Here is an 18,922-nt window from a genome sequence, read left to right as displayed (position 1 = left end):
TAACAGCATGTTTAAATGTACCACATTCTTTAAGTTAGTCAACATAAATGTATAAAAAGTGGAAATGAAAAAGATGACAAGGACAAAAGTAAGGGTTTACATTATAATAGTGTTGTGGTGAGGATGAGGTTTGCAGTGACAGGTTGAGGTCTAGCAGATGAAAGGATGGATTCAATGAAACATCATTTGACAGCGCATACACCACCTATGGGGTGGAATAGCTGGGATTGCTACGGCGCAGCGGTAAAGGAAGAGGAAGTAAGGGGAAATGCCCAATACATGGCGGAGCACCTGAAGGAGTATGGATGGGAATATGTCGTGGTGGATATTCAGTGGTATGAACCGGGAGCTGTATCTTCACAGTATCGACCATTTGTACCATTAGAAATGGATTCATTTTCACGTCTGATTCCAGCGGTGAATCGGTTCCCTTCGGCTGCAGATGGGCGTGGGTTCCATGCTCTTACAGAATATGTGCATAGCTTGGGATTGAAATTTGGGATACATATTATGAGAGGCATTGCTAGACAGGCGGTTCATCAGGATACTCCAATTTTAGGAACTACAGCGACGGCCAGACAAATTGCACATCCTAACTCTATCTGTCCTTGGAACACAGATATGTATGGGGTAGATGCATCCAAGGAAGGCGCACAGGAATATTATAATTCATTGTTTAACTTGTATGCGGAATGGGGTGTCGATTTTGTCAAAGTAGATGACATTGCTGCATCACGTCTCTATGGTATTCATTTGGCAGAAATTGAATTGATTAGACGAGCCATCGACCAATGTGGGCGCCCGATGGTGTTGAGCCTATCGCCTGGACCTGCACCGTTGGAGCATGCGGCTGATTTAACGGCAAATGCTAATATGTGGCGCATGACTGATGATTTTTGGGATGTATGGCCTTTACTGCACGGTATGTTTGAACGTTGTGAGAAATGGGTGGAGCATGTGGGTCCAGGTCACTGGCCGGATTGCGACATGTTGCCGCTCGGTCATCTGGGTATTCGTTCGGTAGATTCAGTAGATTCCGGCAGCCATGATCGGTGGACACGCTTTACAAAGGATGAGCAGCTGACGATGATGACCTTATGGAGCATTTTCCGGTCTCCACTGATGTTCGGAGGAGAACTGCGGGATAATGATGCATGGACACTTTCATTGCTGTCGAACACAGAAGTGCTCGATGTTCATCGCAACGGTGTGAATGCACGTCAGGTCTATAGAAAGGATGAACATATCGTTTGGACTTCTCACAACGAGGAAGGTCACGTATATGCGGCTTTATTTAATGCTGGCGATGAAGCTTCCACCGTCCGTGTATCCTTAAAGGATCTTGGAATGGAAGGACAGGTAAGTGCCAGAGACCTATGGAATCAGGTGGATCTAGGTGTATTAGCGCAGGAACTGTCTACAGATTTACCCCCCCATGGAGCTGCTCTATTTATAATAAAGTAACAGATGCTAGGAACGATCTAAGCTGCATGTTTAGATTCAGTCACCTTATCGTAAAGTGGTAGGTATATTTACGATAAGGTGATTTTTTGTATGTGTAACTTTATGATATTTTAACGGACTCGACATGATTCTTGGGAATTTGACATATAAAACATGTTAGGTTTATAGAGTACCTATTTCTTCACAAATTTAAATCATTTTAGCGAAATGACTCGAGAAAGGAGTCGAATGATGAAACTAAAAAAAATTCACAAAAATGAACAGGACGAGCCTTGGCCCTCTAGTGAACAGATACTGTGTATCGGAGGGGCCAATCTGGATCGTAAAATCATGATTAAAGGTACATTTCAGCTTTACACCTCTAACCCGAGCAGCACTAGTCTACAATCTTGCGGTGGGGTAGCACGGAATGTGGCTGAAAATTTGGGGAGATTGAGCCGACGGGTCAGCCTGCTGACCGCCGTTGGAGACGATGCTGAAGGCGAATTTATCATTGAACAGTCCAGCCGTTACATGCAGGTGATTCCTCTTCAAGTCCAAGACGAATCATCAACCGGAGTCTATACAGCTCTGCTGAATGAACACGGTGAAATGGTTGTTGCGACAGCAGAAATGGAAATTTATGACCAGATTCGTCCTTCAGTCATTTTTGAAAATATTCCTTTAATCGCCTCGTCTCGACTCGTTCTGCTGGACACTAATTTTTCCATGAGCGTAATAGCAGCTACTATGCATGTCTGCCTGGAACATCAGATTCCGCTTGTCGTTTCTTCGGTGTCAGCTTCCAAGATGAGAAAGCTTCCCCGAAACTTGCATGGGGTGGAATGGCTGGTATGTAAACCAGATGAGGCGGAAGCTTATTTGGGACTTGAGCTTAAAGATGACCAGCATATATTGGATGCAGCCCGAATTTTTCACAAGCTAGGGGTTCAAAATGTCATTTTCATCTGCGGCACTAAGCATGTATTATTTGCTTCTCAGAATGGAACTTATGGACAAGTCCCGATTCCTCCAGTTCAACAGGTCATTGATGTCACAGGCGCGGACGACGCCTTTATTGCCGGGATGATTTACGGGATTACCCAAGGTTATCCTATGGAGCAAGTGTGCCAGTTTGGAATCAGTTGTGTCGACTTAACCATACAAACAGACCGGACAGTCTCAGACACCATTTCTATAAATAAACTTCATTCTAGATTCCAGGAGCTGTATGGCACACATTCGCAAAATTTTGTGTTTTTTAAGGGCGTGTATTTTAAAAAGAAAAATACATAAGTAAAGAAGAGAACACTAACCCACAACAGCGTGGATTTGGAGCTTCATAGACGTGATGGTTTCAGTTATTGAATTTATAAAAGGAGCAGGGTGTCTGATGGACAGTGTGAAATACGCTATTGTTTTTCTGCCGCTGTTCCTTCTTTATATGCTTTTAAAGGGAGGGGCTTTGGCAGTAGGGTTACTATACCGGCTGATCCATCTCATATTGACCTTACGTGCGGGACCAAGTGACAAGCTTCTAGCTGTGCAGCATGCTAAGCGGATTATTGTAATCGGTTCACCGGGGAGCGGCAAGACTTGTTTGGCCAGACGCCTATCGATGTGGACTCATTTGCCGTATATTTCGTTAGATGATTTGTATTGGGGACCGGAGTGGAAGCGGAGCACAGATGAACAATTTCATAAACAACTGGGTGAAGTCCTGCAAAGGGAAGAATGGATTATCGAAGGGAATTATCATGAGCGTTATTTTACCGAGCGACTTCAGCGTTCCGATACAATCATCGTGATGGATGTCAGCACAATTGAGGCGATTTCAGGGGTTATCACACGTTCGCTTAACCGTTTTTTATTTTCCAAAGAACTACCCATAGGAGTGGGGCAGGAATCCGTTCGTATTTGGGACATTTCACCTCGGTTTATCCGCTTTGTTCTAGGTTTTCGCAGACGTATCCGACCTAAAATCTGGCCCCTCATTTTGCAATATGGTGAGAAACGGAATTTAATTATCCTAAAATCTAAATATCGTTCATGTCCCTGGATGAGTCCAGATAGACGATTATCTCCTTGACTCGAAACTCCGTTTCGTGTAAAGTGGTGAAAATTGTAATATATAGGAATAGTGTAGACCAAGGATCAAAGGTTCAATGACCCGCTGTACAGAGAAGAAACCCATGGGCTGAAAGGTTTCTCGACGCGAATGAACGTTTCCCTGCCTTGCGAGCTGTAGCGGGTGCGTAAGATAAACCGTTACCGGCTAGACGCCGTTATCTAAAGAAGGACCGTCCCATGTATGGTTACGGTCAAATGAAGGGTGGTACCACGACACATTCGTCCCTGACGGATGTGTCTTTTTTGCGTACAAAATATCGTTCTTACAAGGAGGAAGCCACACATGCGCCAAAGCCAATTATTACTGACAACCTTGCGTGAAGCACCTGCAGAAGCCGAAGTGATTAGCCATCAGCTTATGCTGCGGGCAGGATTTATCCGCCAATTGGCGGCCGGAATGTACACCTATATGCCACTGGGCAGACGGGTGCTCAGAAAAGTGGAACAAATTGTACGAGAGGAGATGGATCGTGCGGGGGCTAGCGAGCTACTGATGCCTATGTTGCAGCACGATGTTCCAGGCCTATCAACGTATTTTCAGTCGCTGCAGTCTGAATTTCCGTGCAGTCGAAGCAGATGCGGGTGCTATTGGTGGTGAGGGTGAAACCCATGAATTTATGGCGCTGGCTGATATTGGAGAGGATACTATTGTGGCATGTACCTGCTGTGATTATGCTGCCAATCTTGAAAAGGCGGAACCAAGGTCAACGGGGAGCATAAGCCTATCTGCTGTCTCCAATGAAAATGAACATGATAGCCATCCTTCTATCAATACAGATAAAATGGAAAAACTGTATACTCCAGGTCTGCGCACTATAGATCAACTGGTTGAAACGCTTCACGTAGAGCCGAAGGAAATCATCAAAACACTGATTTATATGGCTGACGATCAGCCGATTGCGGTAGTTGTCAGGGGAGATCATGAGGTCAACGAACTAAAAGTCAAACAAATTTTAGGTAGTGAAAAATTCGAAATAGCAAGTGCAGATACCGTCACAAAGGTGACTGGAACCCCACCCGGGTTCATAGGTCCATACGGCTTGACAATCCCTGTGTGGGCGGATTACGCCGTTGTCCACATGTCTAGCGGCCTCGCAGGCGCGAACGAGCAGGGTTTCCATTATCAGCATGTGAATCCAAGGCGCGATCTGGACCTTCGGCATGTAGCTGACTTGCGCAATGTCATAGAAGGGGATAGATTTCCTCGATGTGACGAAGGAAAATTGGAATTTCATCGAGGAATTGAAATTGGACACGTATTTAAACTGGGCACCAAGTACAGTGAGAAGCTGGGGGCGACTTTTCTGGATGCGTCTGGAACCGATCAAACGATAATTATGGGCTGCTATGGTATTGGTGTTTCCCGAATCCTATCCGCCATTGTAGAGCAAAATCATGACCAGAACGGAATCATATGGCCGCATGCGTTGACCCCGTTTCAAGTTCATATCATTCCGATTTCTGTGAAAGACGGGCTTCAGATGAACATAGCTGAGAAGTTATATAGCCAACTGCAGGATCGCGGTGTAGAGGTACTGCTAGATGATCGTGAGGAACGCCCAGGAGTTAAATTTAAAGATTCGGATTTAGTAGGTATTCCCGTACGGATCGTCGTGGGTAAAGATGCACAACATGGTAAAGTAGAGCTCGTAGAGCGAAGAAGCAGTCACAAAGAGTTGATTCATATCCATGATATAGAGAGACGATTAATGAGTCTCATCCAACACTAGCGTCTGCATCGCGCAGAATATGACCTTCTTCAAGTGTAATCTGGTGGAAGTCAGCCATCTGACGTGTCTGAAAACGAATAGGCTTATCTCGACCTATCATAATGATATTTTGGATGTCCGCAATGCCTTCCGAGGGTAGGGAGAACGCTGTGACATAGGTGAATTCTTCACGCAACGTTGTGTGAATGGCATGGATCAGATGATCGTGTTCACTTTTGCCCATTAAATTCATAATCAGCGATCCTTCGGAATCCAGCTTTTCTTTAGCTATCTTGAAAAATTCCAGGGATACTAAATGCAAAGGCGTCCCCTGTTCCGTGAAGGCGTCCAAAATAATATAGTCATAAGCATCCGAGCCCTCCTTCTCCAGAATGCAGCGTCCATCGCCAATAACTACATTGTCCTGTTCGTATCCAAAGAATGTTCGGCTGAATTCTACTACTTGTGCATCCAGCTCGGCAATCTTAAAGCGTTTATCTGCAAAATGACTCGCAATTGTACCTATACCATGCCCGATAACAAACACGTCTTCAAATGACGGATCGTTCAGCTCCATGAGATGGATGATTGCTCTGGGATATTCGAACAGAATACGTTGCGGATGATTCAAATCCATCGCACCTTGGATAGCTGCATTTGAAAATTGCATGATCCGAAATACCCCTTTTTCACCATACAGCTCGGTAGTTTCATACACCGTGATTTCATGGTTATTGCTCAACTTTTTATGTAAGACATCCAAGTGATTAAGCTCCTTCAAGTCAGACTTCACCCTCATATTAGACATTTAGGAGCCTGATGTCCATATATTAAGCGGCGGGGCCGTTCTGCTCTTGCCGAGCAAATCCAATCCGTATAATTGTTCAACCATGCGCAGCATAGAAAAATGATTGCTTTTCTCATTATAGGGGCCATTTTTCAAACGAGCGCCTATGATTACAGTCGGAATTTTGTTTTTGCTGCTCATATCATCTTCATCCCATGTTAAAACCAAAAGGCTGTTATGCTGCGGTGCCCAACGAGCATAAGAGGATAAGTGGGCCTGCAGCCATTGATCTGCTTCTCGAATCGTGCCGTCGTGCATATCGTGGTTCAGATTGGGAATGACAAAAGAGACCGTCGGCAACTGATTGAAGTTTTGTGGAAAGCTGGTCATAGGCATATTGATTGAAGCAGGCAGATTGTTGAAATTCACCCACGGGTTATGTTTACGCGCATACAGGGTTTTCAAATCATATGGACCGGTAAATCCGGTTCGAGGCAGCCCCTCCGAATAACCCCCAAACGTATATCCATGCTGTATAAGTTGCAAAGCCAGATTGCTGATGTTCATTTTATTTGGAGTCAAATCATTGTGGACGCCCTGATTAGAACCTGAAAATAGATCCAGGTAGTTCGGTTGACTTGGATGCTCAATTGCATAATGATTCATCAGATTGACACCTTTTTTCATCAAGTTGTTTATAAATGGGGCAGAGGGATTTCCTGAGATTTTTTTTGACGAATGATTTTCTTCTACCACAATGACGATATGGTCCATACGTTGCGGGGATTTAACAGCACCGGGCTGAGATGCTTTAACTTTTACAGAGGAGCCAGCCCAGGCTGTGGATTGAACGGCCTTAGCATCAGAGCGGACAGTAAACCAGCCGACGTGAGACAATATACAGAAAGCTGCCGATAGAGTGAGTGCGGTTATCAGTGATTTCGTTTTCAAGAATACAACCTTCTTTCATGCTGAATGGCTAACAGACCCATGTTCATAGAGTCATGATCTAGCTTACACAGGACACATTAAAATATCGTGAGAAAAATAAATTGAAAAGATCATTATTTTTTAATGTATATCTAGTAAACTGATTTCTATATCAAACGTTTAGAAAAAGACGCTCTTGCGCCTGGAAAGGAAAGCTATGAAAAAGATACTTCTGATTGAGGATGAGAAAAACTTGGCTCGTTTCATTGAGCTTGAACTAAAGCATGAATCTTACGAGGTGACTGTCGAGTACGATGGGAGGAAAGGTCTGGAGTCTGCGTTAAGCGAGGAATGGGACGTCATTCTGCTGGATTTAATGTTACCAGGCATCAATGGAATTGAAGTGTGTCGTCGGATTCGCAAAACAAAACAAACCCCGATCATTATGCTAACTGCAAGGGATGGTGTGATGGATAAAGTGATGGGACTGGACAGTGGAGCCGATGATTATATCCCAAAGCCTTTTGCCATTGAGGAACTTCTGGCCCGGATGCGTTCTTTGCTCCGGCGCAGTGGCTTCGTTGAAGATTCAAGGCAAATTACTTACAACGGACTGGTACTGGATAGCGAGGCGCGTATTTTGACCAAAGACCAACAGATTATTGAATTGACGAAGCGTGAATTTGATCTGCTATCCATATTGATGCATAACATCGGACGTGTCATGACTCGGGAGAGATTGCTGGAGCTTGTATGGGGCTATGATTCGGAGGTCGAAACGAATGTCGTCGACGTGTATATTCGTTACTTGCGTAGCAAAATCGACAAGCCTGGAGAACCAAGCTTTATACAGACATTACGCGGATTAGGGTATGTGATTCGATAATGGCAACGCTAAGATCCCTATTTTCCCGGCTACCCATCCGTTGGAAATTGGCAGTATGGTCTTCGTTGCTGTTATGTATTTTGTTTGTTTTGTACAATGGTGTCCAATATTTTACGATTAACCAGTGGATGATCAGTGAGGGAAAAGTGAGTATCCGCAAAAGCATGAACGAACTTCAAACCCTTTTGCAGGAAAAACACTTGTCTGCTCAAGAAATCGTGAACAGTCGACATTTTGTTGAGAATTTGAATGATCGGCATCAAATGATCCGTATTTTGAATCAGCAAGGAATTCCACTGCTCAGCGTCAGCAACGAGCTGCCTGAGGATTGGTTCCTGCCGCAAACAGTACGTAGCACCCAGATTATGACTGCCTGGCATCTGGAGGATCAGGTCTTGATTATGCGAAGTCCGTTGAATTCAGATCACTTTACTGGAACTATTGAAATTATAAACAACATGGAAAATATAGACAAGATTAGTAACAAAATAAAAGGTGTCATGATTGCAGGCGGTATAGGAGCGATTATATTAAGCGCTTTGGGAGGGATTTTTCTTTCACGCCAATTGATGCGACCCATTCAGTCCATGACGGATACGATGATCAGAATTCGCAAAAAAGGGTTGCATGAGGAACGTGTGCAAGTATCCGATAACAATGACGAGCTGTCGAATCTGGGGAAAGTATTTAATGAGTTGATCGATCAGTTGGAGCGTTCTTTCCTTCAACAAAAACAGTTTGTTGAGGATGCTTCCCATGAATTGCGCACTCCAATTTCGATTATTGAAGGTCATATCTCCTTATTGAACCGTTGGGGTAAGCACGATCCGGCCATATTGGACGAGTCGCTTCGTGTTTCTGTACAGGAGCTTGAGCGATTGAAGGGTATTGTAAACGATCTTCTGGAGTTGACGCGAGCTGAGTCCCCAAATTTGGAACAGGATGTGCCTGCGATAGATATCAGTCACACCATTCAATATACGCTCACCAATTTTAATATGCTGCATCCTGATATGATATTCCGGTGGGAATCAACGCTCCTCGAACAAGTACAGGTTCATATCACGCCGCAGCATCTGGAACAACTATTGCTGATCTTGCTGGATAACGCCGTTAAATATTCTGGTTCTTCAAAAGAATTCCTTGTAACCGGAACGCTGGAGCAAAATGAGGTTCATATTCATATTACGGATTACGGAATCGGGATTCCTGCAGAGGACCTGCCTTATTTATTCGACCGGTTTTATCGAGTGGATAAGGCAAGGAGTCGCGAGCAGGGGGGGACAGGTTTGGGCCTTGCTATAGCCAAGCAATTGGTCAAGCGATATAACGGGAATATCAGAGTGAGCAGTACTGAACATATAGGGACAACCGTAACGCTTTCTTTTCCGGCGCACAGGGTCTGAAATACTGGATAAATCAAAGTAGCCTCATAAACCATAGCCATGGCTTATGGGGCCTTATCATACTCAAGCATCCTCAGATTGAGGCTCTGTTGATTTATTCCAAATTTTAAGCTCTACTCTTTCGTACAGCTCTAGGCATGAGTTGACCAGATGCTGAGGACGTTTAAAATGCAGAAGCAGATAGCGGGTACCAACTGCACATAAGGCACCGACCAGCGCACCAGCCGCTACATCCGACGGATAATGGACGCCTGTCCAGATACGGGAAAACCCGATAAGAAGAGCAACGGCGAGCCAGAACGTTCTAAACCTCTTACTGTACAGCCAGAACGTGACCGCCAGTGCAAAAGCTCCAATAGCGTGGTCGCTCGGAAAGGAGGCATTCGCTGGGTGCTTAATGAGCTGAATAACCGTGTGGGTGACAAATGGACGATCCCGGTACATGAGATGTCCGATAATAAAACTGATCCCCATGCCTATACATATGGATATGACCGCCGAGATGATCATTTTCCGGTTAAGCGTATTTCTTGAGAACCAATATAGCAACAAGGCAAGGACAAATACATATTGGGCATCTTCAGCGAAAAAACGCATAAGTCCATTCAGAGCAGAAAAGCTATTTGCTTGTTCATTGATGAGATGGAAAATCTGGTAGTCCAGGTTGGATAACATACAGGGATACTCCTTTTCTAATGTGATTCGAAAGTAGTATGATCTTAACTCTTCAACATGGGAGCATCTTTAGATGAAGATTAGAATTTCATGAGAAATCGTTTTCTTAATATGACTAAATCGTTTGAACTTGTCCATGTGTCCTTTAGGAGATATAATATACAAGGATATAATGAAGTTCGTTATGTATATTCATATAGGAAGAGAGCGGGATATTATGGGACGTAAGTGGAATAACATTAAAGAAAAGAAGGCATCGAAGGATGCTAATACGAGTCGCATATATGCTAAATTCGGCGTGGAAATTTATGTAGCAGCCAAACAGGGCGAGCCTGATCCAGAATCCAATCGGGTGTTAAGAGTCGTACTGGAACGTGCAAAAACGTACAATGTACCGAAAGCGATCATTGACCGTGCTATTGAAAAAGCAAAAGGTGCTGGTGATGAAAACTATGTAGAGCTTCGTTATGAAGGTTTCGGACCCAACGGTTCTATGGTCATTGTAGATGCACTGACTAATAACGTGAACCGTACAGCTTCGGATGTGCGTTCTGCTTTTACTAAAAATGGCGGTAGCCTGGGTGTGAGCGGATCTGTAGCCTACATGTTTGATTCAACAGCAGTTATTGGTCTGGTGGGTAAAACCGCAGATGAAGTGCTGGAGCTGCTGATGGAAGCAGATGTAGAGGTACGTGACATCATTGAAGAAGATGAAGCCGTCATCGTATATGCAGAGCCGGACCAATTCCATGCTGTGCAGGAAGCTTTCAAGCAGGCAGGAGTAACTGAATTTACTGTGGCCGAGCTCACCATGCTTGCCCAAAATGATATTACTCTTCCAGAAGATGCACAGGCTCAATTTGATAAATTGATTGATGCTTTAGAGGATTTGGAGGATGTTCAGCAGGTTTACCATAACGTAGACTCTGAGGAATAGTTTTTGTTATACAGATTATAAAAACATCGTGTTTCGATACGGTGTTTTTTGTTATACCGTTTTTTCTAGACTGATCCCGATTCATTCGAGCAGTTTGTGCAGAACCACGCAGATCTGGAGATAAATGTACAGCGGTGAGTCCGCCATCGGTGTAAGATTAAAAGATATAGGCAGAGACCTATATCTTTGTATATAAAGTAGCTATGGAAACGAATCGGTACAAATGATTAACTTGCATTTAACTCTGGTGATTGTTTCATTTTGGAAGTATTGAGCGTAGTGTAGATAATTAAAGCTATAAGAATTATAAACAGTACCAATGAAGATCCCATAGTACCTAAATCCAGTCCACCCTTTGCGTGTGATTTGGTAAGAAGGTCTCCAAATGTCGCTCCAAAAGGACGCGTTAATACAAATGCTAACCAGAATAAAAATACTCGTGAGACATTTGTAGAGTACGTTAATAATAGGATCAGACCCAGCGAACTCCCTATTAAGACCGCTCCTCCTACAAATCCAAGGCCGGAACTATCCGCCAAAAAATCACCTAAAGCCGTACCTAAAGTGTTTGAGAACAAGATGGCAATCCAGTAAATTACTTCTACTTTCCGTGTAGTAATATTATTGACGTTCAATGATCGCTCACTAAAATACCAAAATGAGAAAATGGCTAACAAAATACATACTAAAATGAATGATCCGGTTGCATAACCCAATCCTAAGCTACGATCCATGTAGTCTGACATAGTTGTACCCGCAGTGCTTGTTGTAAGAATAACAGTCCAATAAAGAAATGGATGATACTTCTTAGAAAAAAGTTGAAACATAAGACTGATTAAAAAAATACTAAACAAAATCATGGAACTAATGGCGTACCCTACATTAAGAGTTTGTGACAATAAGTCACCTGCGGTTTCACCCAGTGTGGTAGCACAAATCTTCATAATCCAAAAAATGGCCGTAACTTGTGCGATTTTTTGCATCTTTATTTCTCACTCCCCGAATTTTTATAGCATTTTGTTTTTTTATAAAATGCCATTTGCGTAACTATATTCGGAGATCATTAAATTTGCATTAGAGAGCAGTAAGAAAAGAATGAGGATAGACTTTTTTCTAAGTGCACGAACAAGGCGCACCTTACTAGACTCTTCTCGGGTCACCCCTTCGGGTAAAAAGAATACCCTGGATACTTAACGACAGGCCATTTTTCTTTCCGTAATTTAGAGGTCACATCAACGCCAACATGCAAATTACTTTGAATCAATTCTGTGGGTGTAAGTGCCATCCATTGATTTAAGGACACATCTGCAAAACGATCACTTTTAAACATTTCAAGAAACCACAGTGTACTGGAACCTGTGTTTTGAATGTAATGGCCGTAGGCAAAAGGCACATATCCGACATCCCCGGCTCTAAAATCAAATGTACGGGCTGCACCATTACCACCAAAGACAGTCATCCGTCCTTGCCCGGCAAGATAGTATTGCCATTCATCATTATTGGGGTGCCAGTGCATTTCTCGCATTGCTCCAGGCTCAATCTCAACAAGAGCAGCTGCAATGGTTTTGGAAATCGGAAAGTTAGAGGAGTCGACGATTCGTACGCTTCCGCCTGGTGTTTTGATCGGGGGCTGAGCTAGTAATTTATGCTTAAAAGATTGGGGCAACGTCCCATAGGGAGAGGGGACCGCTTGACTTTGGATTGAGCCAGGCACGGAATCCTGGTAGATGTACACCTGGTCTTGAGGAATCGCTGCAAAATCAGCCTCTGGAATCCCGAAATTTGCAGAAAGCACCTCTTTGGGAGTATGTGCGAACCAATCCGAGATGGATAAGGTGTTTAGATCGGAGAAATGTCCATCATCGAAAACCAGCAAAAATTCACAGCCTTCTTCAAGGCCCTGTATAGAATGCGGGATGCCTGGTGGAAAGTACCAGAGATCGCCTGGCCCCACATCCGCAATAAAATTACGTCCGTCTTGGTCAACGGCCGTAATGCGAGCACTTCCTAACAGCATATAAGACCATTCTGCCTGCTGGTGCCAGTGAAGCTCGCGTACACCGCCCGGTGTCAAGCTCATATTCACACCAGCAAGAGTGGTGGCAATGGGTAATTCCCTTACTGTCACTTCTCTTGACCATCCACCCTGATTAAGCTGCATATGGGCGTCTGAAAAAGAAAACCTCATATTCGGTATGAGACCATTGTCCGTTACGGGAGGAACCAGCATATCCGGATTTTGTAAATCCCTCATCACATCACGTGGACCCTTGTTGATTCCCCCTGCGCCATCACTTCTAATGGGCTGGGGGATGCCGACTTTTTTTGAACAATCATTATGCATCATTTGAATTTCCCCTCCAGGTTAAAGCATAATAAACCATAGGATTAAGAGAAAATACGCATATAGATGTTATGATGATGTGGTGAGTTTTATGTCGTGTGCGTTAGATCTGTAAATTGGGCTTGAATGATTTCAGCTAAATCGTGTGGATTCAGCTCCAGCTGGGTTCCAATTTTTCCACCGCTTACAACGATGGTTTCCAGCTCCACTGCGGGCTGGTCGATATAAGTGGGATAGAGCTTTTTCATCCCTATAGGAGAGCAGCCACCGCGAATATATCCCGTATGCTTTTGTAACTCCTTAACTGGAAGCATTTCAATTTTCTTTTCTCCCGCAGATTTGGCAGCCTTTTTGAGATCAAGCTCTTTATGTACAGGAATCACAAAAACAAACAGATGTTGTTTGCTATGTGCAACCAAAGTTTTAAAAACGGATTCTGGTGCTCTCTGGATCTTTTCGGCTACGTTCATTCCGTCTATTTTTCCATCTTGGTGGTCATAACTCAAAATATTATAGTGGATGTGTTGCCCGTCCAATATGCGCATGGCATTTGTTTTACTTACACTCATTTTAAATTTTCCCTTCATAGCGTTTTTCCAAGTGATCTACATAATCTTTTGCATCCTTAAGAAAAAGATCCTTGGCGGTTCTTAACTCTTTGATGGCTTTAATCTTATTTCCTTCCCTGATCAATAGAAGCAGTCTTTCATTGATTTCTTCTGAAGCTTCTGTGCCTAGGATACGTGGAGCAAGGGATGTGATTGTGCTTGACATTGGTGTTTCCGTTAGTCCTGAACGATTCTCAAGACGTTCCATATCGGATTTCAGGTCATTAAGCTGTCTTCTTGTTAGTTTTATCACTAAGTTTTTCTCTCTTTTTCATAGTATATCATGATGATCGGCTAATAAAATTGAGAATCACATGCTTGCTATGATTTGTGCAAATTGACTTGTAGCAGACCAAGCGTTATATTACAGCTTATTATTAACCTTTTAATAATCACTTCAAAAGGGGTGTATTCAAATACAGTCACTCTTCAATAATACCATTCGGGTCAAACAAATTAATGTAGAGCTAGTTAAAAACACGCTGAAATCCAAAGAATATGCAACTAAGTCATCTATAGCCAGTATTACAGGACTTAGTGTGGCAACCTGCGGAAATATTCTGAATGAGCTTCTTCAAACTGGAGAAGTATTAGAGATGGAATTAGAAGAATCGAACGGCGGACGTCCGGCTAGGCGGTACAAATATAACGCTGATTATTCCTATATTATCTGTTTAACGGTGAAGACAGAAGGAGGAGTACATTCTCTTACTTATGCTGTTGCCAATATGCTTGGCGATATTATCGTAGAGAATACATCCGTTGTGCCGCATATTGATTATGAAGTCATAGATGAACAAATCGGAGAGCTAATTCATAACTATGGAAACGTCAAAGCCGTGGGGATTGGCATTCCTGGGGTTGTTCATCAAGGGATTATCGATGTGTGTGATCTTGACCTGTTGATAGGAGTCCCTGTAGGACCACGCCTTCAAGATAAATACGGGTTAGAAGTTACCATTGAAAATGATATGCATTTGACCGTCTATGGATTTTATAACATGCAAAATTATGATGAGGACAAGACCTTCGCGATTGTTACATTTCCTAAGGATAATTATCCAGGAGCCGGTTTTATTGTCGATGGACACTTGTTAAAAGGAAATACGAAGTTTGCAGGGGAAGTTTCCTTTCTGCCCTTTGGCTTAACAAGAGAGGAACAGCTTAAACAGTTAAATAGCACACAGGGATTTATTCCCCTGGCGATCCAAACGATAACATCCATTATAGCGATTATAAACCCTGTCTCGATCGCTTTGACTGGAGAGCTATCTAAGCCGGCATTACTGGATGATATTTATAACGGCTGTCTAAAGGATGTGCCCAAAGAACATATGCCTGAGATTTTTGTGAAAAACGATACGCACGATGAATACATGTATGGGTTGATTTCAGTTACCCTTGAGAGTCTGACGTACAATTTGCAATTGGTGGAAAAGAGGAAATAGAGTCATTCAATAGAAGAATAGCTCACTCTGATATAATTGGTAATTAACGTATGAATGTGTGAGGACGTTGCTATAAATATGGAAGTAACTATTGGAGATAATACGATTATTGACTCTGGAAGTTTTTTTGAAATATTACTTGACATGAAACGCGTTACAAACCTTAAGATTCATTTAGAAGTACTTTATAGACATTAGCGTAGAGCTAACGTGTTTATGTCCTAGTTCATAAAAAAACATCAGCAAAGGCGGAGAAAATATGAGTACACAGTTTCCAAAAGATTTCCTGTGGGGCGGAGCAGTTGCTGCTAATCAGCTCGAAGGTGCTTATCAAGAAGACGGAAAAGGCTGGTCCATCCAGGATGTAACTCCTCGTGGTGGTTGGGGACCGGTTACGGATGTACCAACAGAAGATAATATGAAATTGATCGGTATTGATTTTTACCATCATTATAAAGAAGATATCAAACTTTTTGCGGAAATGGGCTTTAAAGTGTTCCGTACTTCCATTGCATGGTCGCGTATTTTCCCTAAAGGTGACGAACTGGAGCCTAATGAGAAGGGCTTGCAATTCTATGATGATTTGTTTGATGAACTTCATAAATACGGCATTGAGCCACTCGTTACATTATCCCACTATGAAACACCTTTACATTTGTCCAGGGAATACGATGGTTGGGTAAACCGTAAGCTTGTTGATTTCTATGAGCGCTATGCTACAACTGTATTTAAACGCTACAAAGATAAAGTAAAATACTGGTTGACTTTTAATGAAATTAACTCCATTCTTGAAGCGCCATTCATGAGTGGCGGGATTAGCACACCCAAAGATCAACTTAGTGAACAAGACCTTTATCAAGCTATTCACCATGAACTGGTAGCGAGTGCAAGAGCGGTAAAAATTGGTCATCAGATTAATCCTGACTTCAAAATTGGTTGTATGGTACTGAGTATGCCTACTTATCCGCTGACACCTAATCCAGATGATGTGATTGCAGCAATGGAATTTGATCACAGAAATATGGCATTTGCCGATATTCATGCAAGAGGTCAGTATCCAGGTTACATGAAACGTTTCTTTAAAGAAAACGGAATCTCAATCCATTTTGAGCCTGGTGATGCTGAAGATCTGAAGCATACCGTTGATTTTATCTCGTTCAGCTATTACATGAGTACTTGTGAGACTGCGGACGAAACTAAAAAAATCAAAGGTGAAGGTAACATCCTGGGTGGGGTTAGCAATCCGCATCTTGAGGCCAGTGAATGGGGCTGGCAAATTGACCCACAAGGTCTGCGCTATGTGCTAAATACATTCTATGATCGCTTCCAAAAACCGCTGTTTATTGTTGAAAATGGTTTGGGCGCTGTTGACGAATTGATCACCAATGACAAAGGTGAAAAAACAGTTGAAGATGATTACCGGATCAACTACCTGAATGATCATTTGGTTCAAGTTGGGGAAGCAATCGAAGATGGAGTAGAAGTTATGGGCTACACCTCCTGGGGCTGTATCGACCTTGTCAGCGCATCGACTGCTCAGCTTAAAAAACGTTATGGTTACATTTATGTTGACCGTCATGATGATGGCAGCGGTACACTTGAAAGATACCGGAAAAAATCGTTCCATTGGTACAAAGAAGTCATTGCCACGAACGGAGAAAGCTTGAAACGTTAAGTTATAATTGAAACAGTAACAAAGATAAAAACACAGTAATTGTTTTTTACGTGGCGACCGCTTCTGCTCTACTATTGGAGAAGCGGTCGTCAATTTTTTTCGTGGTCGTTAATTGCCACGGAGTATCTAACTAACATTTTTGCACAGATTTGTTCAGGAAATAATGTAATAATGAACGTAAGAGAAATATTTTCAAATTACAATGGTCTATTCAGGGAGGAAGGAAAAGTTATGAAGTTGATGTTTATATCAGATATTCATGGTTCGCTGTACTGGTTGCAATTGGCACTGGAAAAGTTCAGGGAGGAGAAAGCTGACCGTCTTGTTTTGCTTGGAGATTATATGTATCATGGACCGCGTAATCCGCTACCAGAAGGATATAATCCAGCGGAAGTGGCTGCAATGCTGAACCAGTACAAATCCCACATTGCAGTGTCGGTGCGCGGAAATTGCGATGCAGAAGTGGATCAGATGTTGCTGGAGTTTCCGATGATGGGGGATTATGCTTTGTTGTACCATGAAGGACGGCGAATTTATGTCACACACGGGCATGGTTTTAGTATCGGAAATTTACCGCCACTAAAAGAGGGTGATGTGTTCATCCAGGGACACACTCATATTCCAGTAGCAGATGTGGAAAATGGGGTCTTTGTATTGAATCCTGGTTCGATCGCATTGCCAAAAGAAAACTACCCATCCTCTTACGCTGTGCTGGAGGGGGCACAATTTACTGTGAAGGATTTTGATGGAAAAACGTTGAAAGCAATCACCTTTTCAAAGTGATTTTTTGCTAAATCTCAATGTAAATTATTAAAACTTTTCTGCTTCGATTGAGACAAAGATCATATTATTGTATGATAGGAGCGGAGTCTACATTTTGATAAGAAAGAGAGCTTCAATACATGCAAATTAAGGATTCACATTATAAGATGCCGCCTGAATGGGCACCACATGAACGTACGTATATTTCCTGGCCTGTACAGTCTTCGATGGTTTATCCGGAGATGCATGCCGAGGTATGTAAGGGCTACGCCGAAATTATAAGTGCTATGGCAGAATTTGAGCCCGTTACCGTTGTTGTAAATCCAGATGATCTGGAAAGTGTTAAAGCGCTTGAGCTTGGGGAACGGGTAGAACTGCTGCCGATAGAGCATAGCGATGCGTGGTTGCGTGACAACGGTCCAACTTTTCTGACGGACGAGCATGGCCAGTTGGCAGGTATTAACTGGAGGTTTAATGCCTGGGGTGGCAAATATGCTCCTTGGGATCTGGATGACCAGGTTGCTCCGCAAATTCTGGACCAACTTGGAGTTCCACGGTTTGATGCACCACTGGTGATGGAAGGCGGCTCATTGCATGTAGATGGCGAAGGGACGCTGATTACAACTGAAGAGTGCTTGCTCAATCCCAACCGCAATCCGGAATTAAGCAGAGAAGACATTGAACGGTACGTATGCGAATATACAGGTGCCGAGAAAATTATATGGCTAAAACGCGGACTCAGTGGCGACGAAACAGATGGTCATGTGGACAATATTGCTTGCTTTGCTGCTCCTGGCAAGGTCATTCTGCAAGTATGTGATGACCCAGAGGATGAAAATTATGAAATCACGCAGGAAAATCTGCGGATTCTAGAACAAGCAACAGATGCCAAAGGTCGTAAGCTGGAAGTGATTCAGATCGGCCAACCGCCGCGTGTGGATTATGAAGACAGCCGACTGACACTAAGCTATATTAACTTCTACTTTGTGAATGGCGGTATTATTTTGCCAGTGTTTGGCGGAACTGCTGCTGAGAGTGATCTTGCAGCCCAGCAAGTACTGTCAAAAGTATTTCCGAACCGCAAGATCCGCACTGTAGATGGTATGGCAGTTATTCGTGAGGGCGGCAACGTACACTGTACAACCCAGCAGATGCCCGCTGCACAGCGTTGAACGATTTTAA

Annotated in this window: 17 protein-coding genes and 1 pseudogene; 11 read left to right on the top strand and 7 right to left on the bottom strand. The window is 43.1% G+C overall.

Going from position 1 to position 18,922, the window contains the following annotated elements:
• Nucleotides 1-174: 174 nt before the first annotated feature.
• From ACQQ6X_RS01725 to proS, 4 genes and pseudogenes are all read left to right on the top strand, one after another.
• Nucleotides 175-1,464, top strand: a complete 1,290-nt coding sequence (locus tag ACQQ6X_RS01725; protein WP_305167798.1) for a glycoside hydrolase family 27 protein — start codon at nucleotides 175-177, stop codon at nucleotides 1,462-1,464.
• A gap of 231 nt (nucleotides 1,465-1,695) precedes the next feature.
• On the top strand, nucleotides 1,696-2,739 hold the full coding sequence (locus tag ACQQ6X_RS01720; protein WP_369425874.1) for a carbohydrate kinase family protein: 1,044 nt from the start codon (nucleotides 1,696-1,698) through the stop codon (nucleotides 2,737-2,739).
• Nucleotides 2,740-2,836: 97 nt separating this feature from the next.
• The gene (locus ACQQ6X_RS01715; protein ID WP_305167796.1) at nucleotides 2,837-3,532 is read left to right on the top strand and encodes an adenylate kinase; all 696 of its coding nucleotides are present in this window, start codon (nucleotides 2,837-2,839) and stop codon (nucleotides 3,530-3,532) included.
• Between the two features lie 324 nt (nucleotides 3,533-3,856).
• Nucleotides 3,857-5,303 (top strand): annotated as a pseudogene (gene proS, locus ACQQ6X_RS01710) (proline--tRNA ligase).
• On the opposite strand, the gene ACQQ6X_RS01705 reads toward proS, so the two are convergent.
• Together ACQQ6X_RS01705 and ACQQ6X_RS01700 are read right to left on the bottom strand one after the other, a co-directional pair.
• Nucleotides 5,290-6,063, bottom strand: coding sequence for a spermidine synthase (locus ACQQ6X_RS01705; RefSeq protein ID WP_305167795.1), 774 nt, complete (start codon nucleotides 6,061-6,063; stop codon nucleotides 5,290-5,292). The pseudogene proS and the gene ACQQ6X_RS01705 sit on opposite strands and share 14 nt — an antisense overlap.
• A 27-nt stretch (nucleotides 6,064-6,090) precedes the next feature.
• On the bottom strand, nucleotides 6,091-7,020 hold the full coding sequence (locus tag ACQQ6X_RS01700; protein WP_305167794.1) for an alkaline phosphatase family protein: 930 nt from the start codon (nucleotides 7,018-7,020) through the stop codon (nucleotides 6,091-6,093).
• Nucleotides 7,021-7,216: 196 nt separating this feature from the next.
• Here ACQQ6X_RS01700 and ACQQ6X_RS01695 point away from each other — a divergent pair, with 196 nt between their 5' ends.
• Together ACQQ6X_RS01695 and ACQQ6X_RS01690 are read left to right on the top strand one after the other, a co-directional pair.
• Nucleotides 7,217-7,885 carry a response regulator transcription factor gene (locus ACQQ6X_RS01695; RefSeq protein WP_305167793.1) on the top strand — a complete coding sequence of 223 codons (669 nt, stop codon included), beginning with the start codon at nucleotides 7,217-7,219 and terminating at the stop codon, nucleotides 7,883-7,885.
• Nucleotides 7,885-9,291: a HAMP domain-containing sensor histidine kinase gene (locus ACQQ6X_RS01690; RefSeq protein ID WP_305167792.1), complete on the top strand. Its 1,407-nt coding sequence runs from the start codon at nucleotides 7,885-7,887 to the stop codon at nucleotides 9,289-9,291. The genes ACQQ6X_RS01695 and ACQQ6X_RS01690 overlap by 1 nt, the downstream gene beginning before the upstream one ends.
• 63 nt (nucleotides 9,292-9,354) lie before the next feature.
• Here the strand turns inward: ACQQ6X_RS01690 and ACQQ6X_RS01685 are convergent, their stop codons facing one another.
• The gene (locus ACQQ6X_RS01685; protein ID WP_305167791.1) at nucleotides 9,355-9,966 is read right to left on the bottom strand and encodes an undecaprenyl-diphosphatase; all 612 of its coding nucleotides are present in this window, start codon (nucleotides 9,964-9,966) and stop codon (nucleotides 9,355-9,357) included.
• Between the two features lie 217 nt (nucleotides 9,967-10,183).
• Between ACQQ6X_RS01685 and ACQQ6X_RS01680 the strand changes: the two genes are divergently transcribed.
• Nucleotides 10,184-10,903 (top strand): YebC/PmpR family DNA-binding transcriptional regulator, encoded by a 720-nt coding sequence (locus ACQQ6X_RS01680; protein ID WP_063210795.1) that lies wholly within the window; start codon nucleotides 10,184-10,186, stop codon nucleotides 10,901-10,903.
• Between the two features lie 227 nt (nucleotides 10,904-11,130).
• Here the strand turns inward: ACQQ6X_RS01680 and ACQQ6X_RS01675 are convergent, their stop codons facing one another.
• From ACQQ6X_RS01675 to ACQQ6X_RS01660, 4 genes are all read right to left on the bottom strand, one after another.
• Complete coding sequence (locus tag ACQQ6X_RS01675) at nucleotides 11,131-11,886, bottom strand: COG4705 family protein (RefSeq protein ID WP_305167790.1); 756 nt, start codon at nucleotides 11,884-11,886, stop codon at nucleotides 11,131-11,133.
• Nucleotides 11,887-12,059: 173 nt separating this feature from the next.
• Nucleotides 12,060-13,247: an oxalate decarboxylase family bicupin gene (locus tag ACQQ6X_RS01670; protein ID WP_305167826.1), complete on the bottom strand. Its 1,188-nt coding sequence runs from the start codon at nucleotides 13,245-13,247 to the stop codon at nucleotides 12,060-12,062.
• 89 nt (nucleotides 13,248-13,336) lie between these two features.
• Entirely contained in the window at nucleotides 13,337-13,816 is a 480-nt protein-coding gene (gene ybaK / locus ACQQ6X_RS01665) for a Cys-tRNA(Pro) deacylase (protein WP_064797040.1), read from the bottom strand.
• 1 nt (nucleotide 13,817) lies between these two features.
• On the bottom strand, nucleotides 13,818-14,108 hold the full coding sequence (locus tag ACQQ6X_RS01660; RefSeq protein WP_305167789.1) for a ribosomal protein L7/L12: 291 nt from the start codon (nucleotides 14,106-14,108) through the stop codon (nucleotides 13,818-13,820).
• A gap of 286 nt (nucleotides 14,109-14,394) precedes the next feature.
• Here ACQQ6X_RS01660 and ACQQ6X_RS01655 point away from each other — a divergent pair, with 286 nt between their 5' ends.
• From ACQQ6X_RS01655 to ACQQ6X_RS01640, 4 genes are all read left to right on the top strand, one after another.
• On the top strand, nucleotides 14,395-15,303 hold the full coding sequence (locus tag ACQQ6X_RS01655; RefSeq protein ID WP_305167788.1) for an ROK family protein: 909 nt from the start codon (nucleotides 14,395-14,397) through the stop codon (nucleotides 15,301-15,303).
• 259 nt (nucleotides 15,304-15,562) lie between these two features.
• On the top strand, nucleotides 15,563-16,978 hold the full coding sequence (locus ACQQ6X_RS01650) for a glycoside hydrolase family 1 protein (RefSeq protein WP_064797037.1): 1,416 nt from the start codon (nucleotides 15,563-15,565) through the stop codon (nucleotides 16,976-16,978).
• Nucleotides 16,979-17,209: 231 nt separating this feature from the next.
• Entirely contained in the window at nucleotides 17,210-17,761 is a 552-nt protein-coding gene (yfcE, locus tag ACQQ6X_RS01645; RefSeq protein ID WP_305167787.1) for a phosphodiesterase, read from the top strand.
• A 119-nt stretch (nucleotides 17,762-17,880) separates the two neighbouring features.
• The gene (locus tag ACQQ6X_RS01640) at nucleotides 17,881-18,912 is read left to right on the top strand and encodes an agmatine deiminase family protein (RefSeq protein ID WP_305167786.1); all 1,032 of its coding nucleotides are present in this window, start codon (nucleotides 17,881-17,883) and stop codon (nucleotides 18,910-18,912) included.
• Nucleotides 18,913-18,922 lie beyond the last annotated feature (10 nt).

The sequence above is a fragment of the Paenibacillus ottowii genome (assembly GCF_050516475.1).
In the GTDB taxonomy this organism is placed as follows: Bacteria; Bacillota; Bacilli; order Paenibacillales; family Paenibacillaceae; genus Paenibacillus; species Paenibacillus ottowii.
This window is presented reverse-complemented; position numbering and strand designations above follow the sequence as displayed.

Coding starts and splice junctions, on each gene's coding strand:
- ACQQ6X_RS01725 (WP_305167798.1), top strand. CDS start 175: ATGAAACATCATTTGACAGCGCATACACCACCTATGGGGTGGAATAGC.
- ACQQ6X_RS01720 (WP_369425874.1), top strand. CDS start 1,696: ATGAAACTAAAAAAAATTCACAAAAATGAACAGGACGAGCCTTGGCCC.
- ACQQ6X_RS01715 (WP_305167796.1), top strand. CDS start 2,837: ATGGACAGTGTGAAATACGCTATTGTTTTTCTGCCGCTGTTCCTTCTT.
- ACQQ6X_RS01695 (WP_305167793.1), top strand. CDS start 7,217: ATGAAAAAGATACTTCTGATTGAGGATGAGAAAAACTTGGCTCGTTTC.
- ACQQ6X_RS01690 (WP_305167792.1), top strand. CDS start 7,885: ATGGCAACGCTAAGATCCCTATTTTCCCGGCTACCCATCCGTTGGAAA.
- ACQQ6X_RS01685 (WP_305167791.1), bottom strand. CDS start 9,966: ATGTTATCCAACCTGGACTACCAGATTTTCCATCTCATCAATGAACAA.
- ACQQ6X_RS01680 (WP_063210795.1), top strand. CDS start 10,184: ATGGGACGTAAGTGGAATAACATTAAAGAAAAGAAGGCATCGAAGGAT.
- ACQQ6X_RS01675 (WP_305167790.1), bottom strand. CDS start 11,886: ATGCAAAAAATCGCACAAGTTACGGCCATTTTTTGGATTATGAAGATT.
- ACQQ6X_RS01670 (WP_305167826.1), bottom strand. CDS start 13,247: ATGCATAATGATTGTTCAAAAAAAGTCGGCATCCCCCAGCCCATTAGA.
- ybaK (WP_064797040.1), bottom strand. CDS start 13,816: ATGAGTGTAAGTAAAACAAATGCCATGCGCATATTGGACGGGCAACAC.
- ACQQ6X_RS01650 (WP_064797037.1), top strand. CDS start 15,563: ATGAGTACACAGTTTCCAAAAGATTTCCTGTGGGGCGGAGCAGTTGCT.
- yfcE (WP_305167787.1), top strand. CDS start 17,210: ATGAAGTTGATGTTTATATCAGATATTCATGGTTCGCTGTACTGGTTG.
- ACQQ6X_RS01640 (WP_305167786.1), top strand. CDS start 17,881: ATGCAAATTAAGGATTCACATTATAAGATGCCGCCTGAATGGGCACCA.